Origin of the sequence: Adlercreutzia sp. ZJ141 (assembly GCF_011038965.1) — a bacterium.
Classification (GTDB): Bacteria; Actinomycetota; Coriobacteriia; order Coriobacteriales; family Eggerthellaceae; genus ZJ141.
This window is the reverse complement of record NZ_JAAKEB010000004.1, coordinates 132,212-146,354: the sequence shown is the minus strand read 5'-3', so window position 1 is coordinate 146,354 and position 14,143 is coordinate 132,212. Positions and strand designations below refer to the sequence as shown.

General features: G+C 56.0%; 13 protein-coding genes. 3 read left to right on the top strand and 10 right to left on the bottom strand.

From position 1 onward, the window contains the following. A complete protein-coding gene (locus G7Y44_RS02780) occupies positions 1-1,053 on the top strand; it encodes a nucleoside hydrolase (protein WP_165247354.1) in 1,053 nt (350 codons plus the stop codon). Between the two features lie 267 nt (positions 1,054-1,320). Here the strand turns inward: G7Y44_RS02780 and fdhD are convergent, their stop codons facing one another. Further along, positions 1,321-2,124 carry a formate dehydrogenase accessory sulfurtransferase FdhD gene (gene fdhD / locus G7Y44_RS02775; protein ID WP_165247352.1) on the bottom strand — a complete coding sequence of 268 codons (804 nt, stop codon included), beginning with the start codon at positions 2,122-2,124 and terminating at the stop codon, positions 1,321-1,323. A 319-nt stretch (positions 2,125-2,443) separates the two neighbouring features. On the opposite strand from fdhD, the gene selA reads away from it, so the two are divergent. Then, positions 2,444-3,937 carry an L-seryl-tRNA(Sec) selenium transferase gene (gene selA, locus G7Y44_RS02770; RefSeq protein WP_165247350.1) on the top strand — a complete coding sequence of 498 codons (1,494 nt, stop codon included), beginning with the start codon at positions 2,444-2,446 and terminating at the stop codon, positions 3,935-3,937. Between the two features lie 34 nt (positions 3,938-3,971). On the opposite strand, the gene G7Y44_RS02765 is transcribed toward selA, so the two are convergent. The 5 genes from G7Y44_RS02765 to G7Y44_RS02745 form a co-directional block, all read right to left on the bottom strand. Then, positions 3,972-4,592: a DUF234 domain-containing protein gene (locus G7Y44_RS02765; RefSeq protein WP_165247348.1), complete on the bottom strand. Its 621-nt coding sequence runs from the start codon at positions 4,590-4,592 to the stop codon at positions 3,972-3,974. Between the two features lie 225 nt (positions 4,593-4,817). Next, on the bottom strand, positions 4,818-5,696 hold the full coding sequence (locus G7Y44_RS02760; protein WP_165247346.1) for a DUF4097 family beta strand repeat-containing protein: 879 nt from the start codon (positions 5,694-5,696) through the stop codon (positions 4,818-4,820). Between the two features lie 12 nt (positions 5,697-5,708). After that, on the bottom strand, positions 5,709-6,416 hold the full coding sequence (locus G7Y44_RS02755; protein WP_241159156.1) for a helix-turn-helix domain-containing protein: 708 nt from the start codon (positions 6,414-6,416) through the stop codon (positions 5,709-5,711). A 296-nt stretch (positions 6,417-6,712) separates the two neighbouring features. Then, positions 6,713-7,918, bottom strand: a complete 1,206-nt coding sequence (locus G7Y44_RS02750) for an acetate/propionate family kinase (protein ID WP_165043421.1) — start codon at positions 7,916-7,918, stop codon at positions 6,713-6,715. Between the two features lie 215 nt (positions 7,919-8,133). Then, positions 8,134-9,051, bottom strand: coding sequence for a nitroreductase family protein (locus G7Y44_RS02745; protein ID WP_206214384.1), 918 nt, complete (start codon positions 9,049-9,051; stop codon positions 8,134-8,136). A 183-nt stretch (positions 9,052-9,234) separates the two neighbouring features. Here G7Y44_RS02745 and G7Y44_RS02740 point away from each other — a divergent pair, with 183 nt between their 5' ends. After that, positions 9,235-9,618, top strand: coding sequence for a RidA family protein (locus G7Y44_RS02740; protein ID WP_165247344.1), 384 nt, complete (start codon positions 9,235-9,237; stop codon positions 9,616-9,618). Positions 9,619-9,750: 132 nt separating this feature from the next. Here G7Y44_RS02740 and G7Y44_RS02735 read toward each other — a convergent pair whose 3' ends face one another. The 4 genes from G7Y44_RS02735 to G7Y44_RS02720 form a co-directional block, all read right to left on the bottom strand. Then, complete coding sequence (locus tag G7Y44_RS02735; protein ID WP_165043301.1) at positions 9,751-11,049, bottom strand: glycine/betaine/sarcosine/D-proline family reductase selenoprotein B; 1,299 nt, start codon at positions 11,047-11,049, stop codon at positions 9,751-9,753. Positions 11,050-11,059: 10 nt separating this feature from the next. Continuing rightward, the gene (locus G7Y44_RS02730) at positions 11,060-12,343 is read right to left on the bottom strand and encodes a glycine/sarcosine/betaine reductase component B subunit (protein ID WP_165043303.1); all 1,284 of its coding nucleotides are present in this window, start codon (positions 12,341-12,343) and stop codon (positions 11,060-11,062) included. Between the two features lie 30 nt (positions 12,344-12,373). Next, positions 12,374-12,724: a GrdX family protein gene (locus tag G7Y44_RS02725; RefSeq protein WP_165043305.1), complete on the bottom strand. Its 351-nt coding sequence runs from the start codon at positions 12,722-12,724 to the stop codon at positions 12,374-12,376. A 630-nt stretch (positions 12,725-13,354) separates the two neighbouring features. Continuing rightward, positions 13,355-14,137: a DUF3841 domain-containing protein gene (locus G7Y44_RS02720; RefSeq protein WP_206214383.1), complete on the bottom strand. Its 783-nt coding sequence runs from the start codon at positions 14,135-14,137 to the stop codon at positions 13,355-13,357. Positions 14,138-14,143 lie beyond the last annotated feature (6 nt).

The window sequence follows — 14,143 nt, the reverse complement described above, 5'->3', positions numbered from 1 at the left end:
ATGAACCGGCACATCATTGTCGTTTGCGACAACACCATGGGCATCCCTGGCAAGGAGATCGACGACGGCCTTGCGCTACTGTATCTGCTTGGCAGAAAGCTCCTGATGGCAGAAGCAAACGAAGGAAGCAGCGAGAGCTTTGACGGCGCCGAAAGCGCCAAGGAAGCCTGCAGAAGCAGTCTGGAAATCGACGCCATCTGCACCACGCACGGCAACAGCTCGACGGAAGAAACCACCTACGCCACGAAAATACTCTGTGATGAGCTGGGATTAAACATCCCCATTGTGCGCGGCGCCGATGCTGGCGGGTATCACGCAGAAGGCAGCTCGCATGCGAGCGAAGCGGCGAACCTCCTTATAGAAGCTGCGCGCGCAGCACGCCCCGACAACACTGAGCTCGCCGTGCTCTCACTGGGGGCAGTCACCGATCTGGCTCTAGCTGAACAGCTAAAACCCGGCACGTTGGCGCGCTTCGACCGCATTGCGCTGATGGGAGGTCTCACCGAAGAGCTGCGCGTAGGCGGTAACGTGATGGACGAACTCAACTTCGCCTCCGATGCGCCAGCGGCGCTTGCCACCTTTGCCGCGTCTGCCACCTGGCGCACACCTGCACTCATTGCCGATGCTATTAACTGCCTGCCCCTCACCTTCTCTGCCGATGAATTTATCGCCCGGCTTGCCACAGACGACACACCCACTTCACAACTCATTAAGCGCACTTGCGTTCCATGGTTCGAGCGAGCGCGTCAGGAATGGGACACCCATGGGTTTGTCGGATGGGACGTGCTTGCTGCCGTCGCGCTGGCCGCACCGAACATGGTGTACCTGCAACCCTATCGCATGAATTTGAGCTTGCCGCACCTCGAGCACGGATGGCTAGCGCCTGCAAGCAACGACGTGAGCGAGATCGCGGAAGCCCCCAGCAGCAACGCGAGCGAGTTTGCAGACGTCAATCTCATCACAATTCCCGACCCAAACGGTTTGAAAGAGCACGTGTTTAAAGCTTGGGAAGCAGCACTTCGCTGTACGCTTCGTCTGTCTGGATGTATGTGACGTTCGTAACACACCAAACATGACACATAAACACAAGATACAGCCGCGCTCATTCCAAATGCAAAGAATTCGACATTACGGATAGCGAGCCATACAGAAGAAGCGCAAGTAGTTCCAATGCGCTTTTGCAATTCTTGCGTACGCAAGAATTTCTGAAATATTCTACACTTTTAAGGCGTACGCAGAAAAAGGAGCGCTGGGGAGAAACTATAGCAACATTTGTCAAATCACGATTTGACATTCACTGTTGACACACGAGACGCGTATCTACTTTGCCAATGGATCATGGCATACGCGCATGCTGTCGGGCCGCGCGGAGCAGATGAGCGTAAGGTTGTAGGCTCGCGCGAGCTCGATGGTGGCGTCGGTGGGCACCGCCTTCGTGACAAGCATTGGCACACCCGCGCGAATGGCCTTCATCACCATATCTACGGGAATGCGCCCGCTTGAGAATATCATCGCCTGCCGCAGATCAACCCCTGTACGCAAGGCTGCACCGAGCGCCTTGTCGAACGCGTTATGGCGACCTAAATCTTCACGACAGCACACGATGTTACCACCTATCAGCACATAGCAGCTATGCGTACCGAACGTGCGCTTGTGCAGCGGCGAATCCTGCGCGAACGCACGCGCAGCCGCAAACACCCACGAACGTTCCCACGCGATGGGAACCACCTTTTCGGGCGCGTCATCGGCATCAAAGTAGTGGTTGTACGACTTGTTGCCCGTACAACATGAAGGAACCGTATTAACGCCGGTCTTCGAGAAGTCAGCTACTCGATCACGTAAGATCACACGCGCTCGCGTTCCGTGTTCGCACAGATATACCGATTCAACGTCACCTACGCCCACAATGACCCCTTCGGAGAACAGCCTCCCTACCACCAAATCAACCAGATGGTTGGGCGTACATACGATGCGCATGGTTAGAATCTCGTTCACGAACACATCCAGATTGTGTTCAACGAGCACCGTGGCGTTTTCGCCCACTTCCGCCCCGTCTGCGCTCACGCAACGCACCTTATACGATGCAGTAACTTCTTCTTCGATATGACGGTCGATGACATCCATTGATCCTACACCAACCCTTCCTCCCTCGGATTTCACATGGTACACGAACCAGCACGCAAGCTCTTTCGAAAACAGCCCACCGGCGCCATCTCACAACGCAATGCTTCGTGCTACCCGCTTCGTGCCTCCACGTGCTAATCACGCACATACGACGCCGAAGCGAACGACTTCCATACGGAAAGCGGAAGGTGATTTGTCCTCAATTACGGCAACACTGGCATTGCGCCCCGAACATTGCTACACTTTGCCGTACGTATTTATCGCGATAAGTTATCCGTTCCGTTACCGCTCGCACACCCGCGCCATAAGAGAGGCCACTATGAACGCACGCACTGCCGAACTGCTAAGATCGCTACCCCCTGTTGAGGAAGTTCTGAAGAACTCGCAGGTCGACGCTTTGTCAGCCCTCATGCCCCATGACATCTTGGTCGACTGCGTGCGAAGCGCCATTGACGGCGTGCGCCACAGCATTCTGGAAGGCACGCAAACATCTGTAGACGCGCAGGCTATCGCCTATGCTGCCTGCAGCCGCGCGCTCGACAACCTGCGCCCGTCGCTGCGCCACGTGATCAACGCAACCGGCGTCATTGTGCACACCAACTTAGGCCGCAGCGTGCTTGCCAAAGAAGCGGTCGATGCGGTGGTTGAGGCCGCCCAGGGTTATTCCACGCTGGAGTACAACACTAAAACCATGTCGCGCGGCAGTCGCCACAACCATGTGGAACACCTCATCTGTTCGCTCACGGGAGCCGAAGCTGCGCTGGCGGTAAATAACAACGCAGCGGCAGTAATGATGGTGCTCGCCGAGTTCGCTGCCGGGCACGAGGCCATCGTGTCGCGTGGCGAGCTGGTGGAAATTGGTGGATCGTTCCGCGTGCCCGACATTATGGCGCTCTCCAACGCACATATGGTCGAAGTTGGCACCACAAACAAAACCCATCTGAGCGATTACGAACGCGCTTTCAGCAACGACACCGCCATGCTGCTGAAAGTACATCCCTCCAACTACCGCATGGTTGGCTTCACAGAAAGCGTGGACATCCGCCAGCTGAGATCCCTTGCCGACAAGGAAAACGCGCGTCGCCATGCGCAAAGCGACAACGGCGCTGCAGCGTCTGTAACCACCCCTTCATTCGCCAAGACTATCTCCACACCTGACGTGCTCGTGTACGAAGACCAAGGGTCGGGCGTATTCCTGCATCTCGACTGCTTCAGCGAATGCGCCGAGCATACGGTTGCCGAATCGCTCCAAGCCGGATGCGACCTGGTGTCATTCTCGGGTGACAAACTGCTCGGCGGCCCGCAAGCCGGCATTATCGTGGGTTCGAAGGAGCTTATCGCACGCCTAAAAGCAAACCCACTCGCCCGCGCCCTGCGCCTTGACAAGATGACACTCGCAGCGCTTGAGGCGACGCTGCGCCTGTATCTGAATCCTCAGCAAGCGATGCGCAGTATTCCCACGTTGCGCATGCTCACCGAATCTGCCAACACAGTGAAAGAACGCGCGCAGGCGCTGTGCAACGCGCTTGCAGGCGCTGTAGCGAGCGAGAACGCCACGTTCGACATTGTGCCCGAAATCGCGCGAGCTGGCGGCGGGTCGCTTCCCATGTATGACATCGACACGTTCGCCGTGCGCATGTCGCTTGCTCACGGTTGCGCCCAAAGCTGCGAAGAGTACCTCATCTCGAAGAACACGGTGCCCATCATCGGGCGCATCAAGAAAGAATCAGTGCTGTTCGACGCGCGCACGATCATCGAAAGCGACATTCCCGAAATCGCCCGCGCCTGCGCCGCATACTTCGACACCCTGTAGGAACACCGAGCAACACACGTTGATATCACCCAGGTCAGTCTTCGTACAGCTCTTCGATCGATACAAGATGAAGGGTTGCTTTTTGAGTAGCGTGCGCTTTGAGGGAAGGAGTAAAACCTGCACGAGAGAACAGGTAGTAATCGACGTTCTGCAATCCGATCGTACACGCTTTCTCGTCGAGATCATCGAGCACGTCTGTTCCCACCAGACTCTTCCCGAACTTGCACTCGCCCACAAGAGCACTGGCTCCAATAGGCCTATCACCACTCGCTTTCGACAGACCCAGCGCGTCTATCTCAAGTTGCTTATTCCAAAAGCGCCCAATTTCCCCAAACCGACAACTCAGTTTTCGCTGACAGTTCCGCTCGCGTAGCCATGCTCGACAGATATCTTCAAAATTCAACGAGGAAAATTGCGCCAACCGTGGCTCAATGTCAAACTGATACACTCCGTCGACATCCATCATGTCCAAATCGGATTTGTTTGGGAACACGAAAGCATACCAAAAGCGGAAGAACTCATCCGCAATGCGATAGAGTCCTCGCGCACCCTTGGATTGCTCCTTAAGACTCGAACCGACGGGAAACTCCCTCATCATCAACCCAAGCTCCATCAGATTCTTAAGGTACACATTTGCTTTTTGGGAATCGATCATGGCCCGTGATGCTATCTCGCCAAGCGTTGTGTCTCCCGATAAACCGCATAATGAACCTCCCTCGCGAAAAGCATGGCAAGATACGCCAAATTATTCTATTCAAATCTAGTTTTGTCAAATCACGATTTGATAGGTGACTTCCACACGACGTTATCTTCTTGCTATAGTTACTAAACTTACTATAGTTGCGATAGTTGCTAAAACCACTAAACCAATTTAATCACTCTAGTCGACGCCCATTACGTTCAGCGTACCGCTTACCAAGTTGACGTTCAGCTTCGTATAGCCATCTCCCGCACGGCGCGCGTTGTCGGAAGTGCTTTCCAGTGGCATGTTGCAGTTGAACGAGCCTGTTGTCTTGTCCATTATCAACTCGAATCCTCGCGCGCGGTTAAGTTCGAGCGCAACGACACCCGACGTCACATCAAGGCTTGCAATGCGCGGCTGATCGCCCGCACAGCTCACCGAAACATCGCCCGATGCCTGGTCTATCTCCAACTCGCCACCTATTGCCCCGTCAAGCGTCACTTTCCCACTCGAAATATCCAGACCCGCATCGGTACAGGAAAACCCCGACGCCGACAGCTCACCCGAGGCCATCGACAACCCCAGTTCCCGGCAGCCCACTTGGTCAAGTGAATATGTTCCTGAAGCGACATCAACACTCAGTCTTTCCAGACGATCGCTCAACGATACAGGAAGAAGCACTGTCACATCCTTTGCGTCGAAAGCAGCACGTACGCATCCTCCCACGCCGCCGAAAGGCGTGCGGCTGTAACCTATCTCAAGCAGACCGTCTGTAAACGACCAACCAAGTTCGGGTGCAAAGTCTTTGCGAGTTTCGCTCACCTGAATCATACCCGCCGTCTGATTGTCGGGCACCACACGAATCGTTGCATTTCCCGCAAGCCACGAGAAGTCAATACGGCTGACCGTGGTTGCGTCGACCTCAAAACTGCCACTGTGATCGTAACTACGGAATGCCGCAGAAGCGCCCGATAGAGGTATGAACCTCCCACACAGAACCAGTCCACCACAGAGCATCAAGCACAACAACACAATGAGCACGATTTTGATATGCGTATTACGCGTAAGTTTAGCCATTGTTATTCCCTCCTATGAGTGCGGTCTAAAACCAGCATCACCGCTGTTTTTCCGGGACTCATTACTGTGATCGGCCTGCCATTGCTGATCGCGCTCGATCACGCTTACAATCCAATAGTAGAAAGGAATAGTGAGAAAAATGATCCATCCTGGATGCCACCAACCGAAGCAAAACCCCATAATCAAGTACACAACAACGCACACCAACGGGTAGGGAAACGTACGGAGCGGGCTTTTTGGTGGCTTCACCTGGACACCTGCGGGATAGGCCACTGACGCAGCAGCTGTCTTTGGGACGCTCGTCGCGGTTGGCGTCTCGGGAACACTTGCCGCGGAAGCAGTCTCGGGAACACTTGCCGCAGCCTGTGAACACTCGGCTACTTCGCGCGACTTGTTTTCGGCGGTCTCGGCAGCATTTTTCGTTTGTTCTTCGGTCGACTTGACACACTCCTGTAACTCGTAACGCACGTTCTCTTCCACCTCGGGACTCACGCGCAAAAGTTCATCAATGGTCACTTCGTACAAGTCAGCCAAGGCGATAAGGTTTCCCATATCAGGAGCCGACTCGGCGCGCTCCCACTTGGAAACAGCTTGGCGCGACAACCCCAGCTTGTTTGCTAAGTCTTCTTGGGAAAGCCCTCGTGCGCGGCGCAGTTCGGCAAGCCGCTGGGCGATCTCGACGTTCATCATAGTTCCCTTTCGCGTCCGTTTGTTCGTCACGTCTCGCCTTTCACCCTACGGTTTCTCCGTCCTCCACTCCACCACCTTATGTGGTCATTTTCCCATAGAACCAAAGATAATCTCTGGCAACCGGCAGTTGCCCCACGCCTGATCTGGTATAACTCAATCTCCCAACAGATATTCCAAAAGTTGCGGACTTCCGGTTTACCGTCGTACTTCTAGCTTACCGTCACAGCAAAGCCCCCCGAACCTGACATGTGTTCGGGGGGCTTATCCAGATAACGCGTCATGCGTTTTGCTCGCCGAGCACCGGCGAGCCTCGCTAGAACCAAAGCTTACAGCGCGGCTACCAGTTCCTCTGTTTCGCGGGCGATGCACATTTCCTCGTCGGCGGAAATAACCAGCGCCTTCACCGGCGAATCGTCAGTGGAGATCACGCGATCGATACCACGACCCTTGTTCTTTTCCGCATCGATCTTCACGCCCAAATGAGCGATAGCTTCGCAGATGTCGCGGCGCATTTCCTCGCTATTCTCGCCAATGCCGGCGGTGAACACGATAGCATCGGTACCCGGAAGCACTGCCATGAACTGGCCGATGGCCTTCTGTACCGTGTATACGTACATTTCCAACGCCAGCTTCGCATTCTCGTTGCCTTCAGCCGCAGCCTGTTCAAGCTCACGGCAGTCGTTGGAGAAGCCCGACACGCCCAACATGCCCGACTTCTTGTTCATGAGTGCGTCCATATCATCAGGCGTGGCATCCTCACGACGCATGATGTAGGTGACAATAGACGGATCCATCGAACCGGTGCGGGTACCCATCATGATGCCCTCAAGCGGCGTGAGGCCCATGGTGGTGTCGACGCAACGGCCACCCTGCACGGCGCTGACCGAGCCGCCCGAGCCCAGATGACACGTGATGATGTTCAAATCGGCAACGTCGCGGCCCAGCAGTGCAGCGGCGGTTTCTGCAGCATACTTGTGCGAAGTACCATGAGCGCCGTAGCGGCGAATCTTGTACTCGGTGTAGTACTTCTCGGGCAGTGCGTAGCGATACGCCTTCGGCGGAATGCCCGCAATGTGGAACGCAGTGTCAAACACAACAACCTGCGGGGTATCGGGCGCAGCCTTCATCAGGTACTCGATGCACGAAGCCGCCGGCGGATTGTGCAGCGGGGCCAACTCGCCGCAGATTTTCACCTTCTCCAGCACGTCGGCGTCAACCACGGCGGAGCGGTCGAAGAACTCGCCGCCCGACACGATGCGGTTGCCCACGGCATCGATGTCGGCCAGAGAATGTACCGGCGATTCTTCTGCCGAGAAGATAACTTCAAGCAGCTTGTCCAGGCAATCGGCGTGCGAGGCGCCTTCCATGTCGAAATGATGCTTCTCGCTCGACGGCGGGAAACTGACGTTCATGAACGTGCCCGGAGTCGTAATCTTCTCCGCGTTCGACTTCATCAGGCACGCCTTGGTTTCGGTGTCGACAAGCTGGCTTTTCAGCGTCGAGCTTCCCGCATTCACCACGAGTACGATCATTGGTTTCACCTCAATCTTTCCGCGCAAGCAAACGGTGGCCCCATGCCGCCGATGCTCGTCTGCAGTGCGCTAGCTTGCTCATTATAGAAGCTTCACAATACCCCTGTCTAGGGAAACACACGTAAACAACCTGCGGTTTTGTCAGAATCAATGCAAGTCAGCACAAGTCAACGTAAGCAATGGATTTCCTTGACCTTTTCCCCGGCCAAAGATCCTTAAAAGCTATCCCGGTGCACCTTTGCAGCAAGCATCTCATCGACAACGCGCGGCTCAGGATGCTCGGCGCATACGCCAAGCGACAGGATGGCTTCGATCTCATAGCCGTCGGGAATGTCGAGCGAGGCGACCACATAATCGCGTGTGCTGCGCCCATCAGCCGCCTCACGGCCGCGCCCCTGAATCCAGCAGCTGCCAAGCCCCAATGCGTCGGCGGCTAAGTGCATGTTTGCCATGACAATTGAGCAGTCCTCCACCCACGTGTCAGCTGCGGCAACGTTGGCCACCACAACAATGGCCGCATCGGCTTCGGTAAGCATCTGCGCTCCGGCAGTGCGGCAACTGGCAAGCGATTCAAGCATGCTGCGATCGCGAACTACCACCAACTCCCAAGGACGAATACCCCGTCCGGCTGCCGACAGCAGCCCCGCTTCGATCACACGCTCAATCTTCTCATTGGGAATACGCTCGCCTGCATATGAGCGAACGCTGCGACGGTTGCGCATTGCGGCTAAAACATCGGCACCCGCCTGCGCAGCGTTGCCAGCACGATCGAGCGGAACGATCTCGATCCAACATCCATCGGGGTCTTCAATAAAATAAATGCCCATACGCTCGTTCACAAAGCAGACGCAGCCCATGCGCTCGTGCAGAGCGCGCGCTTCGTCCATGTTGTCAACTGCGAAGGCAAGATGCGTATCACGCCCCCCGTTCACGTAAGGCTCGGTACGTCCACGGTTCCAGGTGAGTTCTACCTGAAAACCCGAATCATCATTCGCAACGAACACGTTTTCCCATGACCCATCATCGGGCCCCATACGCCGAACCACCTTCATTCCGAGCGCTTGCTCATAGAAGGCGAGCGATTTCTCAAGATCGAGTACGTGAATGCAACGGTGAACAGCTCGTGCCTGCATGGGATCCTCCGTTTCGTCCGAGTTGGCATGGTAAGGCAACGCCTTGCGATCATGATACCAGCATAACGACGGTTACCTCGACTGAACAATCCGAAGCGTAATGTAAAGGTGTATCATCTGTCTGGCGGCTCGCACTCACGCGCCGCATCTATCGCATGCACCATCGCTCAAGGAGGCACCACTATGAACAACACCGCAATCGCCACTACGAACGCACCGAGCGCCATCGGCCCCTATTCGCAGGCTATCAAAGCAGAAGGCGTGTCCATCAACGTGTCGGGGCAGATTCCGATCGACCCTGCAACCGGTGAATTTGCAGACAACGACATCAAAACGCAGACAGCCCAGTGTTTGAAAAACATCCAGGCTATTCTCACTGAAGCAGGAACTGACATGTCCGCCGTTGTGGAAACAACAGTCATGCTCACCGACATCGCCGACTTTGCCGACATGAACGAGGTGTACGCCACCTTCTTCAATGAGCCTTACCCCGCACGCGCCGCCTTCCAAGTTGCCGCGTTGCCGAAGGGCGCAAGTGTCGAAATCAAGTGCGTCGCTCGCGTGTAAGCGCGATCGCAACGCACCCTGAAAAAAAGGACCCGCGCCGAAACGCGGGTCCTTTTCAATTACCACCTGAAAGGCTTCGCCTTATCCACGTCCCCCCACAGACGGGCTTGGCAGCGCCTTTGCAAGCCTCCCTTATTCGAACTGGGTCGACTCGGTGATCTCGGTGGCCAGGCCGTTCACGGCACGCTCCACCATTTCGCGACGCATCGCATGCTCGTCCTCAGCGGACAGCGTCGGGTTGCCAACCGGATACGGAATAGCAACCGTCGGGACGATACGGTTCGCACCTACAGACTGAGAAATCGTGGTGATGGTAGCCATGTGAACGATGGGGGTACCATAGCGCTCGATTTCCTTAACGATCGTTGCACCGCAACGAGTACACGTGCCTCAAGTGGAGGTGAGCAAGACACCGTCGACGCCTGCGTCGGCCAGCTCCTTGCCAATCTCGATGCCGAACTTCTCGGAGTTGGCAACAGCGGTACCAGTACCGGTGGTGGTGTAGAAGATCTCGTGGACCTTACCGATCTTGCCTTCCTTCTCCAGCTCGCGCAGGATGTCCAGCGGCACAACACGGTCGGCCTTCTCGTTGCAGTACACGGGGTCGAAGCCACCATGAACGGTGAAGTACTCGCCCTTGAGCTCGTCCAGCGCGGAGATGTCGTACTTGTTCCACTGCTGAGCGGAAGCGGACTGCAGACGGTCGGGATTGCCGTTCGGCACAACGCCGCCAGTGGTAACCAAGGCGATGGTGGCCTTGGACAGGTCCTTGATAGCGGCAGCCGGCTCAACCTCGTCAAAGGTGGGCATGGGCAGCTCGGTCTCGAAAGGCTCGTCGTTCAGGCGAGCGAGCAGCATGTTGACGGCACGGGTCGAACCAAGCTCGTCAACCAGGATGCACTCGCGGCGACCCTGTGCATGATACTTGTCGCCCTCGGGGGTGACTTCCTCGCCCAAAGCAAGCTTGTTCACCAAGTTCGCCATGATGGGCAGTGCCTTGCGCATCTTCGCAGCAGCGTCAGCGGTTTCGGCAACCCAAGAGAAGGAGCGGCAGTGCTCCAGGCCCGGGTTCTCAACATACATGCCGGAAACAGGAATGACACCCAGCTCGTGCGCAACCTGGCAAGCGCCAGCGCACGCGAAGCCATAACGGCCAGCGTTAAAAGCAGGGCCGGCAACCAGGATGTCAGGCTTGTTAGCCTTGATGGTTTCGGCGATGAAGGCCTTAGCCTCTTCCTCGTTCTGACCGAAGAAGTTGTCGCCGCAAATGATGGTGCCGATGATCTCAGCGTTGTCAGCGGTGGCAGCAGCAACACCCACGCCGGGGCCGACAACCTCTTCGCGGTACTCGGGAGCGTAGTCAGCCTTGTCCTCGCCACCGATGCCGCCGAAGAACTGGTTCAGGTAGAAAATTACACGCTTCTTAGCCATTTACAACCTCCTAGTACAACTTGACCGATGCGTTATGGAAGCCGATCTCGGAGGTAGCGCCGATGACAGCGTTCAGCTCAACCTTCACGCTGCCGTCTTCAGCCACGCAGCCATCCCAGCCGCCAGCCAGAGTCTGAGCGGACTTCAGGTTGCCGATAACCTTGTCGGCGGGCTCGAGCTCGATAACCTTGGAAACGTTGCCAGAGGAAACGACGGCCACGGCCTCAGCGGCGGTGTCGGTCAGCGGCTGGCTGGTGCCATCCCAACCGGAGCACTCGTCGGTGACCAGAGCGGTCTTGATGCCGCGCTTCTCCAGGCGCTTGCAGATCATAACCAGGTCGGAGTCGGGGTTGCCGTAGCCCTCTTCGGACACGATAACGCCGTCGGCGCCCAGCTGGTGGCACAGTTTCGCGGTGTAGTCGCAGTTGCGGAACTTACCGTCGAGCGTGGTCAACTCAGGCGAGAAGATGTTGCCAATGTAGTTGATGGTCTTGCCATGCTGTGCGTACAGGTCGTGAATCAGCGCGTTGTTCTGATGCTGATACGTGGTGATCTTGTCGCAAGCAGCAACGCAGTTGCCGCTGATGACAGCGTTGTCGATTTCCTCATTGGGATGGAACCAGGTGGGCACAATCTCCTTGAGGTCAACACCATACAAGAAGCCGTCATGCAGCAGGCCCTGGGAGATAGTCATCTCAACGTAGGCAACCTTCGGCAGATCCGGGTACTTAGCAACTTCCTCGGCCATGGTGCCGATTTCGTACACATTGGTTTCGTCGATCGCGGCATCCTTGGCGGCCATACCCACAAACGTGGAAGCACGCAGACCAGCAAGGCGCACAACGCGCTCGTGCGTATGCGGGTCAAGACCGTCAACCGGGGTGATGTCAACCACGATGTTCAGCGTCTTGGAGAACGGGGTCCAACCAGCACCCTCGCCCCACATGTCAATAACGCCCTCCTGGAAGCCGACCATATCACCGATGGTGACAATAGCTGCACCCTTCAGGATGTTGGTAACGCCGTTGCCACACTCTTCGTACTTGGTGGTAACACCCGGGAAACCGTTCTGGCGGTCAACCCGATAGCGGGGCTCGATGACGTCCTTAACGGGAACGATACGAGTGCGATCGCCGGGCTTGGCGAAATCGATCTCGACGCTCTTGATCTTGTCGTCCTCGAGAACGCACTGCTTCAGGCCCTCGATGTCGACGGTCAGCACGCCATTTTCAATGCCCATGGCGTCGCCGGCCACCACGTCTTTAACGTGGATCAGATTTTGTTCTAGCCTCAAATCAGAACACCTCCATTCATCTTCTGACTTTTAAAACCGAGACTCATACTCCTCCAATGCGGACAAGTACAGGCTCCTATCTACCCAAGCATAGTCGTCATCATGCTCTGGTTGACGACGACGTCTTGCTGTGGCCGTATCGTATGACAGAATCGAGTCTTCCACGATCTGGCATGCCTCTTGCGAGATTCTGTCCTCTCTCTCCCCGATGATCACCGTGCGAAAGGGCGAGAACATCATTCTGCTGCTGGCAAACAGCGGGTGGCTGATAAGCTCATAGCCTGAATACACCTTGTCACGCACCGTGACGAGCACATCTCTGAACGTGCCCTCTACGAAAAGCACGTCTTCCTCTTCTCGCAAGAGAGGATTGTTCGTCACTATCGTAACAGCTTTCACCTCCTTACTCGATCGGGGTAATACGTTCTATCACACCGTGGCGGCCTTGCTCAAAACCAGAAACAAAGCCGCACGCCAACGCAGGCGCAAACGCGCGCTGCACAAGCGGGAACGATAGCGTGGAAAACGGGTTATGCAACGGATTCGATGCATGTCGATTCATCTGAGTAAGAATCGCATCGAAACGGAACTGCGAGCGACCGTCAGCACGTGACGGGCTCACCGAGGTTCAGGGCCGGTGTTTCAAGCCTCGACATGCGAGGTACAAGTGCTCTTCACAGCCTTGCGCTAATGACAGCAAGGCAGGAAGAAACGGAAAAAATCGCTTAGTAGGCAATCTTGCTCCTCGCTGTTTCGAACCCTCGGCACTTCATACCACAGAGAGTGTACCACCTACCGAACACAAGTTACAAGGGTTGACGGACATATTTCTTTAACGCGATAAGTTAAACACCACCGCGCCCACAAACCAACCACGAACCCAAGAGCCCCCGTGCCCGCCGTCAAAACCAAGCGCCCACGAGCACCAACACACCCGACACCAGAGCCAGAGCCATACCAGCCGACGCAGCCCCTCTGGCGCAACGGCACGAACGCAAGCCGACGCACACGCTATTTGATAACAAGACGCTCGCGGAACTGACCGACCGACACCATACTCCCCCGAGTACCTGCCACGCCCGAGGCGCGCGGCGCGCCCGCCTTTTCCGCAGAAGCAGCGTTCAATACGTCGTCAAGGGGAAGCGGCTGGTAGTCACTTGGCCAGGTGTCATAAAGCACCACGCCCTCGCTGCACACCTCCAGTGCGGGAACATCAACCTCTTCTCCAAATCGGATAATGTCTGTCACCCACTCCTGCCTGATCTCCCAAATGTTCGCACACACATTCCAGATGTTCCACTCTTCCAGTTCGAAAATACGGATCCAACTTTCCTCAATGCGGCGAATTTCGTCGGGAAACAAATTGCGATAGCGGTCTTTCGAGAAGTCGAAGCGGCTTTTCACGCCAATGCTCTCAAGATGGCGCTTATAATCTTGAGCGTCTTGCTCGTCTTTGGGAAGATACAGCTGATTTAACACGTAATCCCATTTGAAGTTGTCGAAGAAAATAATCTTGTCCCTCGGCACCTCAAGGCAGTACACAAGCGAGCCTTCCTCAGGGCGCATGCAGCTGCGTGGGCTGACGGCGCACCAAATGGGGGCGCGCACGTCGTCGGGCTTGGGTAGCCATCGGGCCGCCTGCCGGGTAAGCCAATCGTATTTCGTCACGAAATACGGAGCGATGTCACCTAAGTGCAGCTCCACGTATGTGCGGTTGTTAACGAACCGGCCGTTTCGCTCAAGCTGGGACAACGTCTTTTCGTTCTGCTTTGTGAAGAGTTTCACTTTTTCCATTTCGTC

What these genes read in the sequence shown, in the direction of transcription:
- selA (WP_165247350.1), top strand. Translation starts at nt 2,444, where the DNA reads ATGAACGCACGCACTGCCGAACTGCTAAGATCGCTACCCCCTGTTGAG.
- G7Y44_RS02740 (WP_165247344.1), top strand. Translation starts at nt 9,235, where the DNA reads ATGAACAACACCGCAATCGCCACTACGAACGCACCGAGCGCCATCGGC.
- G7Y44_RS02745 (WP_206214384.1), bottom strand. Translation starts at nt 9,051, where the DNA reads ATGCAGGCACGAGCTGTTCACCGTTGCATTCACGTACTCGATCTTGAG.
- G7Y44_RS02760 (WP_165247346.1), bottom strand. Translation starts at nt 5,696, where the DNA reads ATGGCTAAACTTACGCGTAATACGCATATCAAAATCGTGCTCATTGTG.
- G7Y44_RS02750 (WP_165043421.1), bottom strand. Translation starts at nt 7,918, where the DNA reads ATGATCGTACTCGTGGTGAATGCGGGAAGCTCGACGCTGAAAAGCCAG.
- G7Y44_RS02765 (WP_165247348.1), bottom strand. Translation starts at nt 4,592, where the DNA reads ATGATCGATTCCCAAAAAGCAAATGTGTACCTTAAGAATCTGATGGAG.
- G7Y44_RS02780 (WP_165247354.1), top strand. Translation starts at nt 1, where the DNA reads ATGAACCGGCACATCATTGTCGTTTGCGACAACACCATGGGCATCCCT.
- fdhD (WP_165247352.1), bottom strand. Translation starts at nt 2,124, where the DNA reads ATGGATGTCATCGACCGTCATATCGAAGAAGAAGTTACTGCATCGTAT.
- G7Y44_RS02720 (WP_206214383.1), bottom strand. Translation starts at nt 14,137, where the DNA reads ATGGAAAAAGTGAAACTCTTCACAAAGCAGAACGAAAAGACGTTGTCC.